The organism is Shewanella sp. DC2-4 (genome assembly GCF_013248875.1).
Classification (GTDB): domain Bacteria; phylum Pseudomonadota; class Gammaproteobacteria; order Enterobacterales; family Shewanellaceae; genus Shewanella; species Shewanella oncorhynchi.
This window is the reverse complement of sequence record NZ_JABRVR010000002.1, coordinates 3,940,418-3,956,912: the sequence shown is the minus strand read 5'-3', so window position 1 is coordinate 3,956,912 and position 16,495 is coordinate 3,940,418. Positions and strand designations below refer to the sequence as shown.

The 16,495-nt window shown below is 48.2% G+C and carries 8 protein-coding genes, 3 tRNA genes and 3 rRNA genes; 13 read left to right on the top strand and 1 reads right to left on the bottom strand.

Translation table 11 applies throughout. The features are described 5' to 3' along the window. The first annotated feature begins 1 nt into the window (after position 1). The 5 genes from murC (at position 2) to lpxC (ending at position 5,909) form a co-directional block, all read left to right on the top strand. On the top strand, positions 2-1,468 hold the full coding sequence (gene murC / locus HQQ92_RS17950) for a UDP-N-acetylmuramate--L-alanine ligase (protein ID WP_173247341.1): 1,467 nt from the start codon (positions 2-4) through the stop codon (positions 1,466-1,468). A gap of 151 nt (positions 1,469-1,619) precedes the next feature. Further along, positions 1,620-2,369 carry a cell division protein FtsQ/DivIB gene (locus tag HQQ92_RS17945; protein WP_168826587.1) on the top strand — a complete coding sequence of 250 codons (750 nt, stop codon included), beginning with the start codon at positions 1,620-1,622 and terminating at the stop codon, positions 2,367-2,369. Next, positions 2,350-3,585 carry a cell division protein FtsA gene (gene ftsA, locus HQQ92_RS17940; protein ID WP_006079897.1) on the top strand — a complete coding sequence of 412 codons (1,236 nt, stop codon included), beginning with the start codon at positions 2,350-2,352 and terminating at the stop codon, positions 3,583-3,585. Before HQQ92_RS17945 ends, ftsA begins: the two co-directional genes overlap by 20 nt. A gap of 33 nt (positions 3,586-3,618) precedes the next feature. After that, positions 3,619-4,806 (top strand): cell division protein FtsZ, encoded by a 1,188-nt coding sequence (gene ftsZ / locus HQQ92_RS17935; RefSeq protein WP_106648312.1) that lies wholly within the window; start codon positions 3,619-3,621, stop codon positions 4,804-4,806. A 182-nt stretch (positions 4,807-4,988) separates the two neighbouring features. Beyond that, complete coding sequence (gene lpxC, locus HQQ92_RS17930; protein ID WP_011845621.1) at positions 4,989-5,909, top strand: UDP-3-O-acyl-N-acetylglucosamine deacetylase; 921 nt, start codon at positions 4,989-4,991, stop codon at positions 5,907-5,909. Between the two features lie 12 nt (positions 5,910-5,921). Here lpxC and HQQ92_RS17925 read toward each other — a convergent pair whose 3' ends face one another. Then, positions 5,922-6,368 (bottom strand): DUF721 domain-containing protein, encoded by a 447-nt coding sequence (locus HQQ92_RS17925; protein ID WP_106648311.1) that lies wholly within the window; start codon positions 6,366-6,368, stop codon positions 5,922-5,924. 27 nt (positions 6,369-6,395) lie between these two features. Here HQQ92_RS17925 and HQQ92_RS17920 point away from each other — a divergent pair, with 27 nt between their 5' ends. From HQQ92_RS17920 to HQQ92_RS17885, 8 genes are all read left to right on the top strand, one after another. Continuing rightward, positions 6,396-7,295 (top strand): M23 family metallopeptidase, encoded by a 900-nt coding sequence (locus tag HQQ92_RS17920; protein WP_105251201.1) that lies wholly within the window; start codon positions 6,396-6,398, stop codon positions 7,293-7,295. A 60-nt stretch (positions 7,296-7,355) separates the two neighbouring features. Beyond that, positions 7,356-10,085, top strand: coding sequence for a preprotein translocase subunit SecA (gene secA / locus HQQ92_RS17915; protein WP_173248712.1), 2,730 nt, complete (start codon positions 7,356-7,358; stop codon positions 10,083-10,085). Positions 10,086-10,847: 762 nt separating this feature from the next. Then, positions 10,848-12,390, top strand: a 16S ribosomal RNA gene (locus HQQ92_RS17910). 99 nt (positions 12,391-12,489) lie between these two features. Continuing rightward, a tRNA-Ile gene (locus HQQ92_RS17905) sits at positions 12,490-12,566 on the top strand. Between the two features lie 137 nt (positions 12,567-12,703). Further along, positions 12,704-12,779, top strand: a tRNA-Ala gene (locus HQQ92_RS17900). Positions 12,780-13,142: 363 nt separating this feature from the next. Further along, positions 13,143-16,050, top strand: a 23S ribosomal RNA gene (locus HQQ92_RS17895). A gap of 189 nt (positions 16,051-16,239) precedes the next feature. Beyond that, positions 16,240-16,355 (top strand): 5S ribosomal RNA (rrf, locus tag HQQ92_RS17890). Together the 16S, 23S and 5S rRNA genes with 3 tRNA genes alongside form the textbook arrangement of a ribosomal RNA operon. Before the next feature lie 38 nt (positions 16,356-16,393). Then, a tRNA-Thr gene (locus HQQ92_RS17885) sits at positions 16,394-16,469 on the top strand. The last annotated feature ends 26 nt before the right edge of the window (positions 16,470-16,495 follow it).

Sequence of the window (16,495 nt, the reverse complement as noted above, 5' to 3'; positions counted from 1 at the left end):
CATGACTAAGACAGAAAGATACGCACAACTGAGAAGTATGATCCCAGAAATGCGCCGTATTAAGCGTATTCACTTCGTCGGCATTGGCGGCGCGGGCATGGGCGGGATCGCCGAAGTGTTAGTGAACGAAGGCTATCAGGTGAGTGGTTCGGATATTGCGCAAAATGCCGTGACCGACAGATTGTGTTTACTCGGTGCCAAGATCCAAATTGGTCATGCCGCTGAAAACGTGCAGCAAGTGGATGTGGTCGTCGTATCAACCGCGATTAATCTGGAAAATCCAGAAATCCTTGCCGCTAAAGAATTACGTATTCCTATTGTACGTCGTGCTGAGATGTTAGCCGAGTTGATGCGTTATCGACATGGTGTGGCGATTGCGGGCACCCATGGTAAAACCACGACAACGAGCCTTATCGCCAGCGTTTATGGTCAAGCTGGGCGGGATCCAACCTTTGTGATTGGTGGTTTGCTCAACAGTGCCGGTACCAATGCCAGATTAGGCACCAGCCGTTATTTGATTGCCGAAGCCGATGAGAGTGATGCGAGCTTTTTGCATTTGCAGCCTATGGTCAGTGTGGTGACCAACATCGAAGCTGATCATATGGATACTTATGGCGGTGATTTTGAAAAACTGAAATCGACTTTTGTGGATTTTCTGCACAACTTGCCGTTCTACGGTGTTGCTGTGGTGTGTATTGATGATGCCGTCGTGCGTGAGATTCTGCCGCGTATTGGCCGTAAACACGTGACCTATGGTTTCAGTGACGATGCGGACGTGCAAGCACTTAATTTTAGTCAGCAAGGTCATCAGTGCCGTTTTACTGTCAGGCGTAAAGCTAAAGAAGATCTCGATCTGGTGTTGAATTTACCGGGCCAACATAATGTGCTCAATGCGTTAGCGGCCATTGCGGTGGCGACTGAAGATGAAATCGACGATAACGCGATTACTCAGGCTTTAGTGGAGTTCCAAGGTATAGGGCGTCGTTTCCAGCATTTAGGCAAATTTGCCACGCCGAAGGGCGAAGTCATGTTAGTGGATGATTATGGTCATCATCCCAGCGAAGTTGCGGCGACCATTAAAGCTGCGCGCGCAGGATGGCCTGATAGACGTTTGGTCATGGCGTATCAGCCGCACAGATACACTCGTACCCGTGATTTGTATGAGGATTTTGTGGAAGTGTTATCACAAGTGGATTGCTTATTGTTACTCGATATTTATAGTGCGGGTGAAGCGCCGATCACAGGTGCGGATGGTCGCGCATTATGTCGTTCAATTCGCTTGCGTGGTCAGCTAGATCCGATCTTTATCGCAAGCCCAGATCTGCTTGCAGAAGTGTTGCCCGATGTATTGCAGGACGGGGATTTATTACTCACCCAAGGTGCGGGTAATATTGGCGCCCTGTCACGACAGTTAGCGTCGTCTGGATTAGGGTTTGCTGTGGTGGAATTACCTGCGCAAGCAAGCTGATCTTTAGCGCTTGATCTGCGAGAAAAAGGAAATTTTGACCAAAGGGTTTTGGTCTATATAATGGCCGGTTTTCTGTGGTTTTTAATGGGTGTCGTTAAAGGTGGGATGAAGCGTGTCTTGGAGTGATAAGAGGCGGCACTGGCGGGCAAGAATGTCACGGTTTAATTGGTATCAGTGGAGCGGGGCTGGCTTTTTATTCTTCATCGTAGCCAGTTTTGTATTTGGTGGCTATCAGTTACATAAATTTTTGAATGATGCCAGCAACTTGCCGATTGAGGCCGTTGCCATCAAAGGTGAGCGGGTTTACACCACAGATAAAGATATACAAGTAGCACTACAGCATTTAATGCAGCGCAGTTTTTTTAGTGCTGACATTACCTTAGTGCAGCAGGCGTTAGAAGCTTTACCTTGGGTGTATCGCGCATCGGTAAGGCGTGAGTGGCCAGCGAAACTCAGGGTGTATTTGCAAGAGCAACAACCCGCAGCCCATTGGAATGGTGACTTGTGGTTGAACGTGCATGGAGAAGTATTCGAAGCGCCATCGCACCCAGAGCTTGAGCATTTACCGCAGTTATCTGGACCAAATGATATGGGCCTTGAGGTGTTGACTGTCTATGCACAGATCAACTCCCTACTAAAGATTAATGGCTTTACCTTAGCCAGTTTGAATTTAACGCCACGACATGCGTGGCACGCGACCCTTGGAAACGGTATCGTTTTAGATTTGGGTCGAGAAGATAAAATTGCACGGATACAACGATTTATTACTGTTTATCCGGTTTTGGCGAAACAAGAGAAATCCGTTGCCAGAGTAGATTTGCGCTACGACACAGGGTTGGCCGTAGGCTGGGGCGATGCACAAACAAGAGAGCCGATAATTAATGATCAAAAACCAAGATAGAAACCTTATCGTCGGATTGGACATAGGAACCTCTAAGGTCGCAGTGATCATAGGCGAAGTTCTGCCCGATGGCGAAATTAGCATAGTCGGCCTTGGTAACCATCCCTCAAGGGGCATGGATAAAGGTGGCGTGAACGATTTAGATTCGATAGTTCGCAGTGTGCAACGTGCGCTCGATCAAGCGGAATTAATGGCGGATTGCCAAGTGTCATCGGTTTACTTGAGTATTTCGGGTAAACACATCGCCTGCCAAAATGAAAACGGCATGGTATCGATCAACGATGAAGAAGTGACACAGGAAGATGTTGATAACGTGATCCATACGGCTCGCTCGGTGAAGATCCCGACCGAACGTCGCATTTTACACGTGCTGCCGCAGGAATATGCAATCGACGTTCAAGACGGTATTCGCAGCCCAATCGGTATGTCCGGTATGCGTATGGAGGCCAAGGTGCACATAGTGACCTGCGCCAATGATATGGCGAAGAATATTACTAAGAGCGTTGAGCGTTGTGGCCTTAAGGTTGACGACTTAGTGTTCTCGGGGATTGCTTCAGCCGATGCTGTGTTGACCTTCGATGAGAAAGATTTAGGTGTATGTATCGTCGATATCGGCGGTGGCACTACGGATATCGCGGTATATACCAATGGCGCCTTGCGTCATTGTGCGGTTGTACCGGTTGCAGGTAACCAAGTGACGAACGACATCGCAAAGATTTTCCGCACGCCGTCGTCACATGCTGAACAAATTAAAGTGCAGTTCGCCTGTGCGCGCAGTTCTATGGTGAGCCGCGAAGACAGTATTGAAGTGCCATCGGTAGGTGGTCGTCCATCGCGGAGCATGTCACGTCACACGCTCGCCGAAGTGGTGGAACCAAGATACCAAGAGTTGTTTGAGCTTGTGCTCAAAGAGTTGAAAGACAGTGGTTTAGAAGATCAAATCGCCGCAGGTATTGTGCTCACAGGTGGCACAGCGTCGATTCAAGGTGTGGTCGATATTGCGGAAGCGACTTTTGGCATGCCAGTTCGCGTAGCGTCACCGCTACCGATCAAAGGTTTATATGAATACGTGGACCAGTCTATTTACTCCACAGGAGTCGGACTGCTTCATTACGGCGCACGACGGGTGATCGAACGTCAGTTCGAACGTCCTGAGCGCCAAGGGGTAACTAGCGCTTGGAATCGGGTCCAAAGCTGGTTTAAGGGCGAATTTTAATTTTCATAACGCAGGCAACACGGAGATCAGACAATGTTTGAGATCATGGATACTCACTCAGACGACGCGGTGATTAAAGTCATCGGCGTTGGCGGCGGCGGCGGTAACGCTGTCGAACATATGGTCAAACACAACATTGAAGGTGTTGAGTTTATCGTTACCAATACAGACGCTCAGGCCCTGAGAAAATCAGGCGCTGGCTCAACAATTCAATTAGGACGCGATGTCACTAAAGGTCTTGGAGCAGGGGCAAACCCAGATGTGGGTCGTGCTGCAGCTGAAGAAGACCGCGAAAACATTCGCGCGGCAATCAAAGGTTCTGACATGATCTTTATCGCTGCCGGTATGGGCGGTGGTACAGGTACAGGTGCTGCACCTGTTGTGGCTCAAATCGCACGCGAAGAAGGTATTCTCACCGTTGCGGTTGTGACTAAGCCTTTCCCATTCGAAGGGAAAAAACGTATGGCTTACGCTGAGCAAGGCATTGCCGAGCTGGCTAAGCACGTGGATTCGTTAATCACGATCCCGAACGAAAAATTATTAAAAGTATTGGGCCGTGGTACTTCTTTACTCGATGCGTTTGCAGCAGCGAATAATGTGTTACTTGGCGCGGTACAAGGTATTGCCGAGCTTATCACTCGTCCAGGTCTGATTAACGTCGACTTCGCCGACGTGAAGACTGTGATGTCTGAAATGGGTAATGCCATGATGGGTACTGGCGTCGCTCGCGGTGAAGACCGTGCTGAAGAAGCGGCCGAAGCTGCTGTTGCCAGCCCATTATTAGAAGACATCGACTTAGCCGGTGCGCGTGGTGTGTTAGTGAACATTACTGCGGGTATGGATATGAGTATCGAAGAATTCGAAACTGTCGGTAATCATGTTAAGGCTTATGCCTCTGACAACGCGACTGTGGTTGTTGGTGCTGTCATCGACCCTGAAATGAGTGATGAGTTGCGTGTAACGGTTGTTGCGACTGGTATTGGTGCTGAAAAGCGTCCAGATATCCAATTGGTTTCTAAACCTGCACCTCGTCCAGAGCCTGTAGTTGTTGAACCAAAAGTCGAAGCCTATGTCGAAGAAGCTGCACATGTGAACTATGCAGCGCCAAAAGGCAACGTGTTGCCAGCGGCTCCGCAGCCAGCTCCTACGCCTGCACCATCGACAAAGCATGAATTGGATTATCTTGATATTCCAGCATTTTTGCGTAAGCAAGCCGACTAGCGAGAGCGTTTGAGTCCAGCGTAATATGTGAGGTGTTGTTCGTTTTGGGCAATACCACAACATAGCTGCATTTGTGTGACATAATAAAGTTATGTTATTATGTTGAACCAGTGCGGCTCGATTTGCCGACGCTGAGTGTACAAATATTAGGCTTTATAATTGGCATATAAACGGGTAACTGAATGATATTTCAACGAACTGTTCAGAAAATGGTGAAAACAACTGGTGTCGGATTGCATTCTGGCAACAAGGTCACTTTGAGCATTATGCCCGCGCCCGTTAATTCAGGGATCGTACTCGTGCGCACCGATTTGAGTCCTGCCGTCGCCATTCCAGCGAAGGCGGAGCAAGTTCGTGAAACCACTATGTGTACGGCACTTGTCAATGACGAAGGTATTCGTATCTCGACCATTGAGCATTTATTTGCAGCACTTGCGGGTTTAGGCATAGATAACGCTGTAATCGAAGTGGACGCGCCTGAAATTCCTATTATGGATGGCAGTGCAAGCCCATTCGTCTTCTTGTTGCAGTCTGCGGGTATTAAAGAGCAGGCCGCGCCTAAGAAGTACTTAAAGATTAAGCGCCCTGTGCGCGTTGAAGATGGCGATAAATGGGCCGAGTTAAAACCGTTTAAAGGTTTTAGAGTCAATTTTAAAATTGATTTTGCGCATCCAGAAATCGCTCGTAGCCAACAGCATGTGGTGATGGACTTTTCAACTTCTGCTTTCGTGAAAGATATCAGCCGCGCCCGTACTTTTGGGTTTATGCGTGATATCGAATATTTGCGAGCTAATAACCTAGCGTTGGGCGGCAGCATGGAAAACGCTGTTGTACTTGATGAATATCGCGTCCTTAATCCCGACGGCCTGCGTTATGAGGACGAATTTGTTAAGCACAAAATTCTAGATGCGTTTGGTGATTTATATGTAGCTGGGCACGCTATTTTAGGTGAGTTCACTGCGTATAAAACCGGTCATGCGTTGAACAACCAATTGGTGCGTGCTTTACTCGCGCAACAGGATGCGTGGGAGTTGGTCAGCTTCGAAAAAGAAGCCGATGTCCCCGTCAGCTTTACCGTACCAGGTGGCGCTGTATTTGCTTAAAAAGCGGTAAGATTATTTATTACGGCTGGCCAATGAGGCCAGCCGTTTTAGTTTTTCACCCAGTGAACCGCCAATATTTTCCGCTAATGCTGCAATGTGCTCCGCTGCTGCTGGGCTTAATTCTTTATGTCCCTGTTTAGGCTTTGCGTCATACATTGCTAATCTCGGGTTGACTTTAACTTCAATTGCGGTAAGGATTGGGAGCGTTTCTGCTTGAAGCTGGGTTAATAGCTTCGGCTTTTGGAAATTAATTCGCGCAGCCCAAGCTGCCGAAGTGGTTTCAACCACAAGAACACCCTGGCGGAAATTAGCGACTTTTAGTTGCTCCGCAACAGGACCTGCAATAATCTGCTTCACATGCTGATCCAGATACATAAGTAGTTCCGCTTTCTCAGCAAGGTCGGGTAATTTTCCCGATTGATGCAGTAATTGGCTGAGATCTTGAGGGGGCTTTTTCATATGATAATAAGATGGCTGAATTAGGCTATGAGTGTAACAGTATTTATTCAAGGTCGGAATGGCGTCACACGCTGGCAGCCCAGTAAACGCTGGTTGCTACTTCCAATACTATTGTTGGCCACTGGGTCCGGTATTTATCAACACAACTCCGCTCGATTTCAAGATCAGCAAGCCAGTGTCGATAACGATCGTCTCGTGCGCGAACAACAAAAGAAACAAGTCTTAGAGCTTAAAAGTGCTACTGAGTCTCAACTGGCTATGCTTGTGACTCATGTTGCACGTATGCAAGCCAAGATCACCCGTCTCGAAGCTTTAGGTCAACAGGTCGCCCAGCAGAATAAGTTGGATGAAGATTTTGATTTTTCATCCGAGGTTGGTGTGGGTGGTTTGAGCGAACTAGGCACTAACATCGAGCTCGGACAGCTTATCGACGATATGGATAAGTTGGCATCACGAATTGACAATAATAATGTTCAGCTTTCACTACTTGAAACAGTGTCATCTAACCACCATATAGATGATGAACGTTATATATCAGGTATCCCGCTCGATAAAGGTTGGTTATCGTCGCCCTACGGATTACGTAATGACCCTTTCAACGGTCGCAGGTCTGTGCATAAGGGGATTGATTTTACCGGTCGAGAAGGAGCTAAAGTTGTTGCGACTGCTGCAGGCGTGGTGACTTTTGCTGGAAATATGTTCGGTTATGGCGAATTGGTTGAAATCGACCATGGTAACGGTTTGCATACGCGTTATGGCCATAATAAAGCTTTGTCAGTGACTGTAGGTGATGTGGTCGCAAAAGGCGATGCTATCGCCAGTATGGGAAGCACTGGGCGCTCAACTGGGGCTCATGTGCATTATGAAGTGTTGCGCGGCGGACAGCAGATAGATCCACAAAAGTTTGTCTACCGCAAAGCAAGTTAATTGAAACATTGGCTTCTAGTTTCCATCATGGACTTGGCCTACAGAGAATAAGTGATTCAGATGTTTGGTAAATTACTGACAAAAGTATTTGGTAGTCGCAACGACCGCACCCTTAAAGGGCTTCAAAAGATCGTTATTAGCATTAACGCATTAGAAGCTGATTATGAAAAATTAACCGATGAAGCATTAAAGGCGAAAACCGCAGAGTTCCGTGAGCGTTTAGCTGCTGGAGCTTCATTAGATAGCATCATGGCTGAAGCCTTTGCTACAGTGCGTGAAGCGTCTAAGCGTGTATTTGATATGCGTCATTTCGACGTACAGTTACTCGGCGGTATGGTACTCGACAGCAACCGTATTGCTGAAATGCGTACGGGTGAAGGTAAAACCTTAACGGCAACCTTACCCGCCTACTTAAACGCATTGACAGGCAAAGGCGTCCACGTGATTACAGTGAACGATTACTTGGCACGTCGTGATGCCGAGAATAACCGCCCACTGTTTGAATTCCTTGGTTTAACCGTAGGAATCAACGTCGCAGGTATTGGCCAACATGAGAAGAAATCTGCCTATAACGCCGATATCACTTACGGGACCAACAACGAGTTTGGTTTCGATTATCTGCGCGATAACATGGCGTTTTCACCGCAAGAAAGGGTCCAACGTCCGTTGCACTACGCCCTAATCGATGAAGTGGATTCAATCTTAATCGACGAGGCGCGTACGCCGCTGATCATCTCTGGCGCCGCCGAAGATAGCTCTGAGCTATACATCAAGATCAACACCTTGATCCCTAATCTTATCCGTCAAGATAAAGAAGATACGGAAGAGTTTGTGGGTGAGGGCGACTACAGCATTGATGAAAAAGCCAAACAAGTGCATTTTACCGAGCGTGGCCAAGAAAAAGTAGAAAACCTGTTGATCGAGCGCGGCATGTTAGCCGAAGGCGACTCACTCTATTCTGCAGCTAATATTTCCCTGTTACACCACGTCAACGCGGCGCTTCGTGCGCACACGCTGTTTGAACGTGATGTGGATTACATAGTACAAGACAACGAAGTCATCATAGTCGATGAACACACGGGTCGTACTATGCCGGGTCGTCGTTGGTCAGAAGGCTTACATCAAGCTGTCGAAGCCAAAGAAGGCGTGCACATTCAAAACGAAAACCAAACATTGGCTTCGATCACTTTCCAGAACTACTTCCGTCAATACGAGAAGCTGGCAGGTATGACAGGTACAGCCGACACTGAAGCATTTGAATTCCAACACATCTATGGATTAGACACAGTCGTCGTGCCGACTAACCGTCCAATGGTGCGTAAGGATATGGCGGATTTGGTTTATTTGACCGCCGATGAAAAATATCAAGCGATCATCAAAGACATTAAAGATTGCCGCGAACGTGGTCAGCCAGTATTGGTGGGTACAGTCTCAATCGAACAGTCTGAACTGTTAGCGCGCTTAATGGTGCAGGAAAAGATCCCGCACGAAGTTTTAAATGCTAAATTCCACGAACGAGAAGCTGAAATCGTCGCGCAAGCTGGCCGTACTGGTTCTGTGACTATTGCGACGAACATGGCAGGTCGTGGTACCGATATCGTGCTTGGCGGCAACTGGAACATGGAAATCGATGAACTCGATAATCCAACAGCAGAGCAAAAAGCCAAGATCAAAGCCGATTGGCAAATTCGTCATGATGAAGTCGTTGCTGCGGGTGGTTTACATATCCTAGGCACAGAACGTCACGAATCACGCCGTATCGATAACCAGTTACGTGGTCGTGCGGGTCGTCAAGGTGACGCGGGTTCATCACGCTTCTACCTGTCGATGGAAGATAGCTTAATGCGTATCTTTGCCTCGGATCGTGTCTCTGGCATGATGAAAAAGCTGGGAATGGAAGAAGGCGAAGCGATCGAGCATCCATGGGTGTCTCGCGCAATCGAAAACGCTCAACGTAAAGTTGAAGCGCGTAACTTCGATATTCGTAAGCAATTACTCGAATTTGATGACGTCGCTAACGATCAACGCCAAGTGGTTTACGCCCAGCGCAACGAGTTGATGGATGCGGAAAGTATTGAAGATACTATCCAAAACATCCAAGACGATGTTATTGGCGCGGTAATCGATCAGTATATTCCACCGCAATCAGTAGAAGAGCTGTGGGATATCCCAGGTTTAGAGCAACGTCTACACCAAGAATTTATGCTCAAATTACCTATCCAAGAATGGTTAGATAAAGAAGACGATCTGCATGAAGAGAGTCTACGTGAGCGTATTATCACTGCTTGGGGTGATGCGTATAAGGCAAAAGAAGAAATGGTTGGCGCACAAGTGCTACGCCAGTTTGAAAAAGCCGTTATGCTACAAACGCTCGATGGCCTGTGGAAAGAGCATTTAGCGGCGATGGACCATCTGCGTCAAGGTATCCACTTACGTGGTTACGCACAGAAGAATCCAAAGCAAGAATATAAGCGTGAGTCGTTTGAGTTATTCCAACAACTGCTGAACACCTTGAAACACGACGTCATCAGTGTGCTGTCGAAAGTACAAGTGCAAGCTCAGTCAGATGTGGAAGAAATGGAAGCGCGTCGTCGTGAAGAAGATGCCAAGATCCAGCGCGACTATCAACACGCAGCGGCAGAGTCGCTTGTTGGCGGTGGTGATGATGAGCATGAAACTGTCACTGCGCAAGCACCGATGATCCGTGATGGTGACAAAGTGGGTCGCAACGATCCTTGTCCTTGTGGCTCTGGTCGCAAGTACAAACAATGCCACGGCAAGTTAAGTTAATCTGCTGATAGATTAAGCCAACTGAACAAGTAGAATAAAACGTACACTAAAGGCAACTTATCTAAGTTGCCTTTTTATTTCTTCATTAATTAAGAATTAAGCCTCACGTTTACTCCCATATCATCCGGATTACACTTTTACTCTTCTTTATATAGCTAATTGTTGTCATTCCCCATTGAACATAGTTTCACTCTTATCGATAGCCTCTAAAGTTAACCCGTCGCTGAAGCAAATTTAACCGTTAAAACTCATTTTGTGGATAAGTCTGAGGATAAAGTGGGGGTATTGTGTGACTAACTGAAAGTATTAAAAAAAGATCCATTTTTCTCAAAAAAGCCCTTGCGGACTTTCTCAATCTCCCTATAATGCGCATCCACTGACACGGCAGACAGCGTAACGCAAGTTAAGCAAAGAAAGCCATGCAGTTCATCGATTAGCGAGCTAAACGATGAGCGTTGAGAAAGTTGAAAAAAACTACTTGACGCACTAACGGGAATGCGTAGAATACGCAGCCCTGACCCGCTGAAAACTCAGTGTGTGGTCAACGCTCTTTAACAATTTATCAAGCAAATCTGTGTGGACACTCACAGGTGTTGAGTTAATCGAAACTGCTTAGCCTTCGGGTTGGCAGTCAAAAATTTAAATCAATGTAACAATGAGTGTTCATAGTAATATGTACAGTTTGTTTCTGCTTTTAAGTGGGAACAAAAAAATCAGAATTCATTGAGCCGCTGAAGTCGCAAGACGGAAGCAACAAAACTTTAATTGAAGAGTTTGATCATGGCTCAGATTGAACGCTGGCGGCAGGCCTAACACATGCAAGTCGAGCGGCAGCACAAGGGAGTTTACTCCTGAGGTGGCGAGCGGCGGACGGGTGAGTAATGCCTAGGGATCTGCCCAGTCGAGGGGGATAACAGTTGGAAACGACTGCTAATACCGCATACGCCCTACGGGGGAAAGGAGGGGACCTTCGGGCCTTCCGCGATTGGATGAACCTAGGTGGGATTAGCTAGTTGGTGAGGTAATGGCTCACCAAGGCGACGATCCCTAGCTGTTCTGAGAGGATGATCAGCCACACTGGGACTGAGACACGGCCCAGACTCCTACGGGAGGCAGCAGTGGGGAATATTGCACAATGGGGAAACCCTGATGCAGCCATGCCGCGTGTGTGAAGAAGGCCTTCGGGTTGTAAAGCACTTTCAGTAGGGAGGAAAGGGTGAGTCTTAATACGGCTCATCTGTGACGTTACCTACAGAAGAAGGACCGGCTAACTCCGTGCCAGCAGCCGCGGTAATACGGAGGGTCCGAGCGTTAATCGGAATTACTGGGCGTAAAGCGTGCGCAGGCGGTTTGTTAAGCGAGATGTGAAAGCCCACGGGCTCAACCTAGGAATAGCATTTCGAACTGGCGAACTAGAGTCTTGTAGAGGGGGGTAGAATTCCAGGTGTAGCGGTGAAATGCGTAGAGATCTGGAGGAATACCGGTGGCGAAGGCGGCCCCCTGGACAAAGACTGACGCTCATGCACGAAAGCGTGGGGAGCAAACAGGATTAGATACCCCGGTAGTCCACGCCGTAAACGATGTCTACTCGGAGTTTGGTGTCTTGAACACTGGGCTCTCAAGCTAACGCATTAAGTAGACCGCCTGGGGAGTACGGCCGCAAGGTTAAAACTCAAATGAATTGACGGGGGCCCGCACAAGCGGTGGAGCATGTGGTTTAATTCGATGCAACGCGAAGAACCTTACCTACTCTTGACATCCACGGAATTCGCTAGAGATAGCTTAGTGCCTTCGGGAACCGTGAGACAGGTGCTGCATGGCTGTCGTCAGCTCGTGTTGTGAAATGTTGGGTTAAGTCCCGCAACGAGCGCAACCCCTATCCTTATTTGCCAGCACGTAATGGTGGGAACTCTAGGGAGACTGCCGGTGATAAACCGGAGGAAGGTGGGGACGACGTCAAGTCATCATGGCCCTTACGAGTAGGGCTACACACGTGCTACAATGGCGAGTACAGAGGGTTGCAAAGCCGCGAGGTGGAGCTAATCTCACAAAGCTCGTCGTAGTCCGGATTGGAGTCTGCAACTCGACTCCATGAAGTCGGAATCGCTAGTAATCGTGGATCAGAATGCCACGGTGAATACGTTCCCGGGCCTTGTACACACCGCCCGTCACACCATGGGAGTGGGCTGCAAAAGAAGTGGGTAGCTTAACCTTCGGGGGGGCGCTCACCACTTTGTGGTTCATGACTGGGGTGAAGTCGTAACAAGGTAGCCCTAGGGGAACCTGGGGCTGGATCACCTCCTTACCTATACGACTAACTTAATGTTTGTTGAGTGTTCACACAGATTTGCTTGATAGAAGAAAGAGTAAAAGATAGACCTAGTTAAATAGGTTTATCAAAGATGGGTCTGTAGCTCAGCTGGTTAGAGCGCACCCCTGATAAGGGTGAGGTCGGTGGTTCAAGTCCACTCTGACCCACCAATCCTTCCTTCTCAGCGTTGGAAAGTGACTCGTTTAGTGAACTAAACGTCGCCACTGTCCGCCTTGATAAGAAATGATTGGCAAACCAATCCTTTTAGAGGTTTGGAACATCTTACTTACTCGCACTGCATGTAAATGGGGCTATAGCTCAGCTGGGAGAGCGCCTGCCTTGCACGCAGGAGGTCTGCGGTTCGATCCCGCATAGCTCCACCATTTACACCTTATTCTGACTTTATTGAAAAGTAATAAGGCATATGCACTATGGATAGAGATGCCAAAGATAAACTAAAAAATTATCTTTGGCTTTTTTTAAGCCCGCTCTTTAACAATTTGGAAAGCTGATAGTATTTAATTGCATGAGTCTGTCATGTGATTAATTACAAAACGTTTAATGCGAAAGCATTGAACATGAGTTCTCAAACACTTTATTAAGTGTCTTGAATATTCAAAAGTAAATTATTCTTTATTGAATAGTTTACGTCTAAGGCGCGTCCACTTCTTTGGTCAGAAGTGAGACAAGTAAAACCAAGCTGGTCGCAATGCGACTCAGGTGAGTGAAACTCATTTGGGTTGTATGGTTAAGCGACTAAGCGTATACGGTGGATGCCTTGGCAGTCAGAGGCGATGAAGGACGTAGTAACTTGCGAAAAGCGTTGGCGAGCTAGTAACAAGCATTTGAGCTAACGATGTCCGAATGGGGGAACCCAGCAGCATAAGCTGTTATCGCAACATGAATACATAGTGTTGCGAGGCGAACGAGGGGAACTGAAACATCTAAGTACCCTTAGGAAAAGAAATCAACCGAGATTCCCCTAGTAGCGGCGAGCGAACGGGGATTAGCCCTTAAGTCAGTGGGGTGTTAGTGGAATGCGTTGGAAAGCGCAGCGGCACAGGGTGATAGCCCCGTACATGAAAACTAACCATTGATGAAAACGAGTAAGGCGGGACACGTGACATCCTGTTTGAATATGGGGGGGACCATCCTCCAAGGCTAAATACTCCTGACTGACCGATAGTGAACCAGTACCGTGAGGGAAAGGCGAAAAGAACCCCTGTGAGGGGAGTGAAATAGAACCTGAAACCGTATACGTACAAGCAGTGGGAGCGGTTCTTGAGACCGTGACTGCGTACCTTTTGTATAATGGGTCAGCGACTTACATTTTGTAGCGAGGTTAAGCGAATAGCGGAGCCGTAGGGAAACCGAGTGTTAACTGCGCGTTTAGTTGCAAGGTGTAGACCCGAAACCCGGTGATCTAGCCATGGGCAGGTTGAAGGTTGAGTAACATCAACTGGAGGACCGAACCGACTAATGTTGAAAAAATTAGCGGATGACTTGTGGCTGGGGGGTGAAAGGCCAATCAAACCGGGAGATATCTGGTTCTCCTCGAAAGCTATTTAGGTAGCGCCTCGAGCGAATACCATTGGGGGTAGAGCACTGTTAAGGCTAGGGGGTCATCCCGACTTACCAACCCTTTGCAAACTCCGAATACCAATGAGTACTACTCGGGAGACAGACGGCGGGTGCTAACGTCCGTCGTCAAAAGGGAAACAACCCAGACCGTCAGCTAAGGTCCCAAAGTACTAGCTAAGTGGGAAACGATGTGGGAAGGCTTAGACAGCTAGGATGTTGGCTTAGAAGCAGCCATCATTTAAAGAAAGCGTAATAGCTCACTAGTCGAGTCGGCCTGCGCGGAAGATGTAACGGGGCTAAGCTAGTCACCGAAGCTACGGGTGCACAGTTTACTGTGCGCGGTAGAGGAGCGTTCTGTAAGCCGTTGAAGGTGAAGGGGTAACCCACGCTGGAGGTATCAGAAGTGCGAATGCTGACATGAGTAACGATAAAGGGGGTGAAAAACCCCCCTCGCCGAAAGACCAAGGGTTCCTGTCCAACGTTAATCGGGGCAGGGTGAGTCGACCCCTAAGGTGAGGCCGAAAGGCGTAATCGATGGGAAACAGATTAATATTTCTGTACTTCCGCTAACTGCGATGGAGAGACGGAGAAGGCTAGGCTAGCGCGGCGTTGGTAGTCCGCGTTTAAGGTGGTAGGTGGTGTTCTTAGGCAAATCCGGGGGACACGTACTTTAATGTACACACTGAGAGCTGATGACGAGGTCCTAAGGGACTGAAGTAGTTGATGCCATGCTTCCGGGAAAATCTTCTAAGCTTCAGGTTAGTGGGAATCGTACCCCCAAACCGACACAGGTGGTCGGGTAGAGAATACCAAGGCGCTTGAGAGAACTCGGCTGAAGGAACTAGGCAAAATGGTACCGTAACTTCGGGAGAAGGTACGCTCCTGTTGGTGATGAGACTTGCTCTCTAAGCTGACGGGAGTCGCAGATACCAGTGGCTGCAACTGTTTATCAAAAAACACAGCACTGTGCAAACTCGCAAGAGGAAGTATACGGTGTGACGCCTGCCCGGTGCCGGAAGGTTAATTGATTGGGTTATCGCAAGAGAAGCTCATGATCGAAGCCCCGTAAACGGCGGCCGTAACTATAACGGTCCTAAGGTAGCGAAATTCCTTGTCGGGTAAGTTCCGACCTGCACGAATGGCGTAATGATGGCCACGCTGTCTCCAGCCGAGACTCAGTGAAGTTGAAATTGCGGTGAAGATGCCGTATACCCGCGGCTAGACGGAAAGACCCCGTGAACCTTTACTATAGCTTGGCACTGAACATTGAACCTACATGTGTAGGATAGGTGGGAGACTTTGAAGTTGTGACGCTAGTCATGATGGAGTCGTCCTTGAAATACCACCCTTGTAGTTTTGATGTTCTAACCTAGGTCCCTTATCGGGATTAGGGACAGTGCCTGGTGGGTAGTTTGACTGGGGCGGTCTCCTCCCAAAGAGTAACGGAGGAGCACGAAGGTTGGCTAAGTACGGTCGGACATCGTACGGTTAGTGCAATGGCATAAGCCAGCTTAACTGCGAGACATACACGTCGAGCAGGTACGAAAGTAGGTCATAGTGATCCGGTGGTTCTGAATGGAAGGGCCATCGCTCAACGGATAAAAGGTACTCCGGGGATAACAGGCTGATACCGCCCAAGAGTTCATATCGACGGCGGTGTTTGGCACCTCGATGTCGGCTCATCACATCCTGGGGCTGAAGTCGGTCCCAAGGGTATGGCTGTTCGCCATTTAAAGTGGTACGCGAGCTGGGTTCAGAACGTCGTGAGACAGTTCGGTCCCTATCTGCCGTGGGCGTTGGATGATTGAAGGGAGCTGCTCCTAGTACGAGAGGACCGGAGTGGACGAACCGCTGGTGTTCGGGTTGTCATGCCAATGGCATTGCCCGGTAGCTACGTTCGGAATCGATAACCGCTGAAAGCATCTAAGCGGGAAGCGAGCCCTAAGATGAGTCATCCCTAGGAATTTAATTCCTCTAAAGAGCCGTTCGAGACTAGGACGTTGATAGGCATGGTGTGTAAGCGTTGTGAGGCGTTGAGCTAACATGTACTAATGACTCGAGAGGCTTAACCATACAACCCAGATGGGTTTTACAAAGAAGCCTTAGACAGAATATCGACACTTGATGAAGTGGTCATAAAATGCTCCTGCATTTATGACATCAAGTACATCCTTGTACTTGTTGAACTCAAACAAAGAAAATCAGCTTTCCGAATTATTATTAACGTGAGCCAGAGATGGACACGGTAATAAACAGAATTTGCTTGGTGACAATAGCCTTGTGGAACCACCTGATCCCATCCCGAACTCAGAAGTGAAACGCAAACGCGCCGATGGTAGTGTGGGGTCTCCCCATGTGAGAGTAGGTCATCGCCAAGCGCCTAATTTAAATAATCTTAATTGATTAGTATAGAATTGCTGATATGGCTCAGTCGGTAGAGCGCATCCTTGGTAAGGATGAGGTCCCCAGTTCGATTCTGGGTATCAGCACCATTACAATCTAGTGTTTAATCCTAGAA

Coding starts and splice junctions, on each gene's coding strand:
- murC (WP_173247341.1), top strand. CDS start 2: ATGACTAAGACAGAAAGATACGCACAACTGAGAAGTATGATCCCAGAA.
- HQQ92_RS17945 (WP_168826587.1), top strand. CDS start 1,620: ATGTCACGGTTTAATTGGTATCAGTGGAGCGGGGCTGGCTTTTTATTC.
- ftsA (WP_006079897.1), top strand. CDS start 2,350: ATGATCAAAAACCAAGATAGAAACCTTATCGTCGGATTGGACATAGGA.
- ftsZ (WP_106648312.1), top strand. CDS start 3,619: ATGTTTGAGATCATGGATACTCACTCAGACGACGCGGTGATTAAAGTC.
- lpxC (WP_011845621.1), top strand. CDS start 4,989: ATGATATTTCAACGAACTGTTCAGAAAATGGTGAAAACAACTGGTGTC.
- HQQ92_RS17925 (WP_106648311.1), bottom strand. CDS start 6,368: ATGAAAAAGCCCCCTCAAGATCTCAGCCAATTACTGCATCAATCGGGA.
- HQQ92_RS17920 (WP_105251201.1), top strand. CDS start 6,396: ATGAGTGTAACAGTATTTATTCAAGGTCGGAATGGCGTCACACGCTGG.
- secA (WP_173248712.1), top strand. CDS start 7,356: ATGTTTGGTAAATTACTGACAAAAGTATTTGGTAGTCGCAACGACCGC.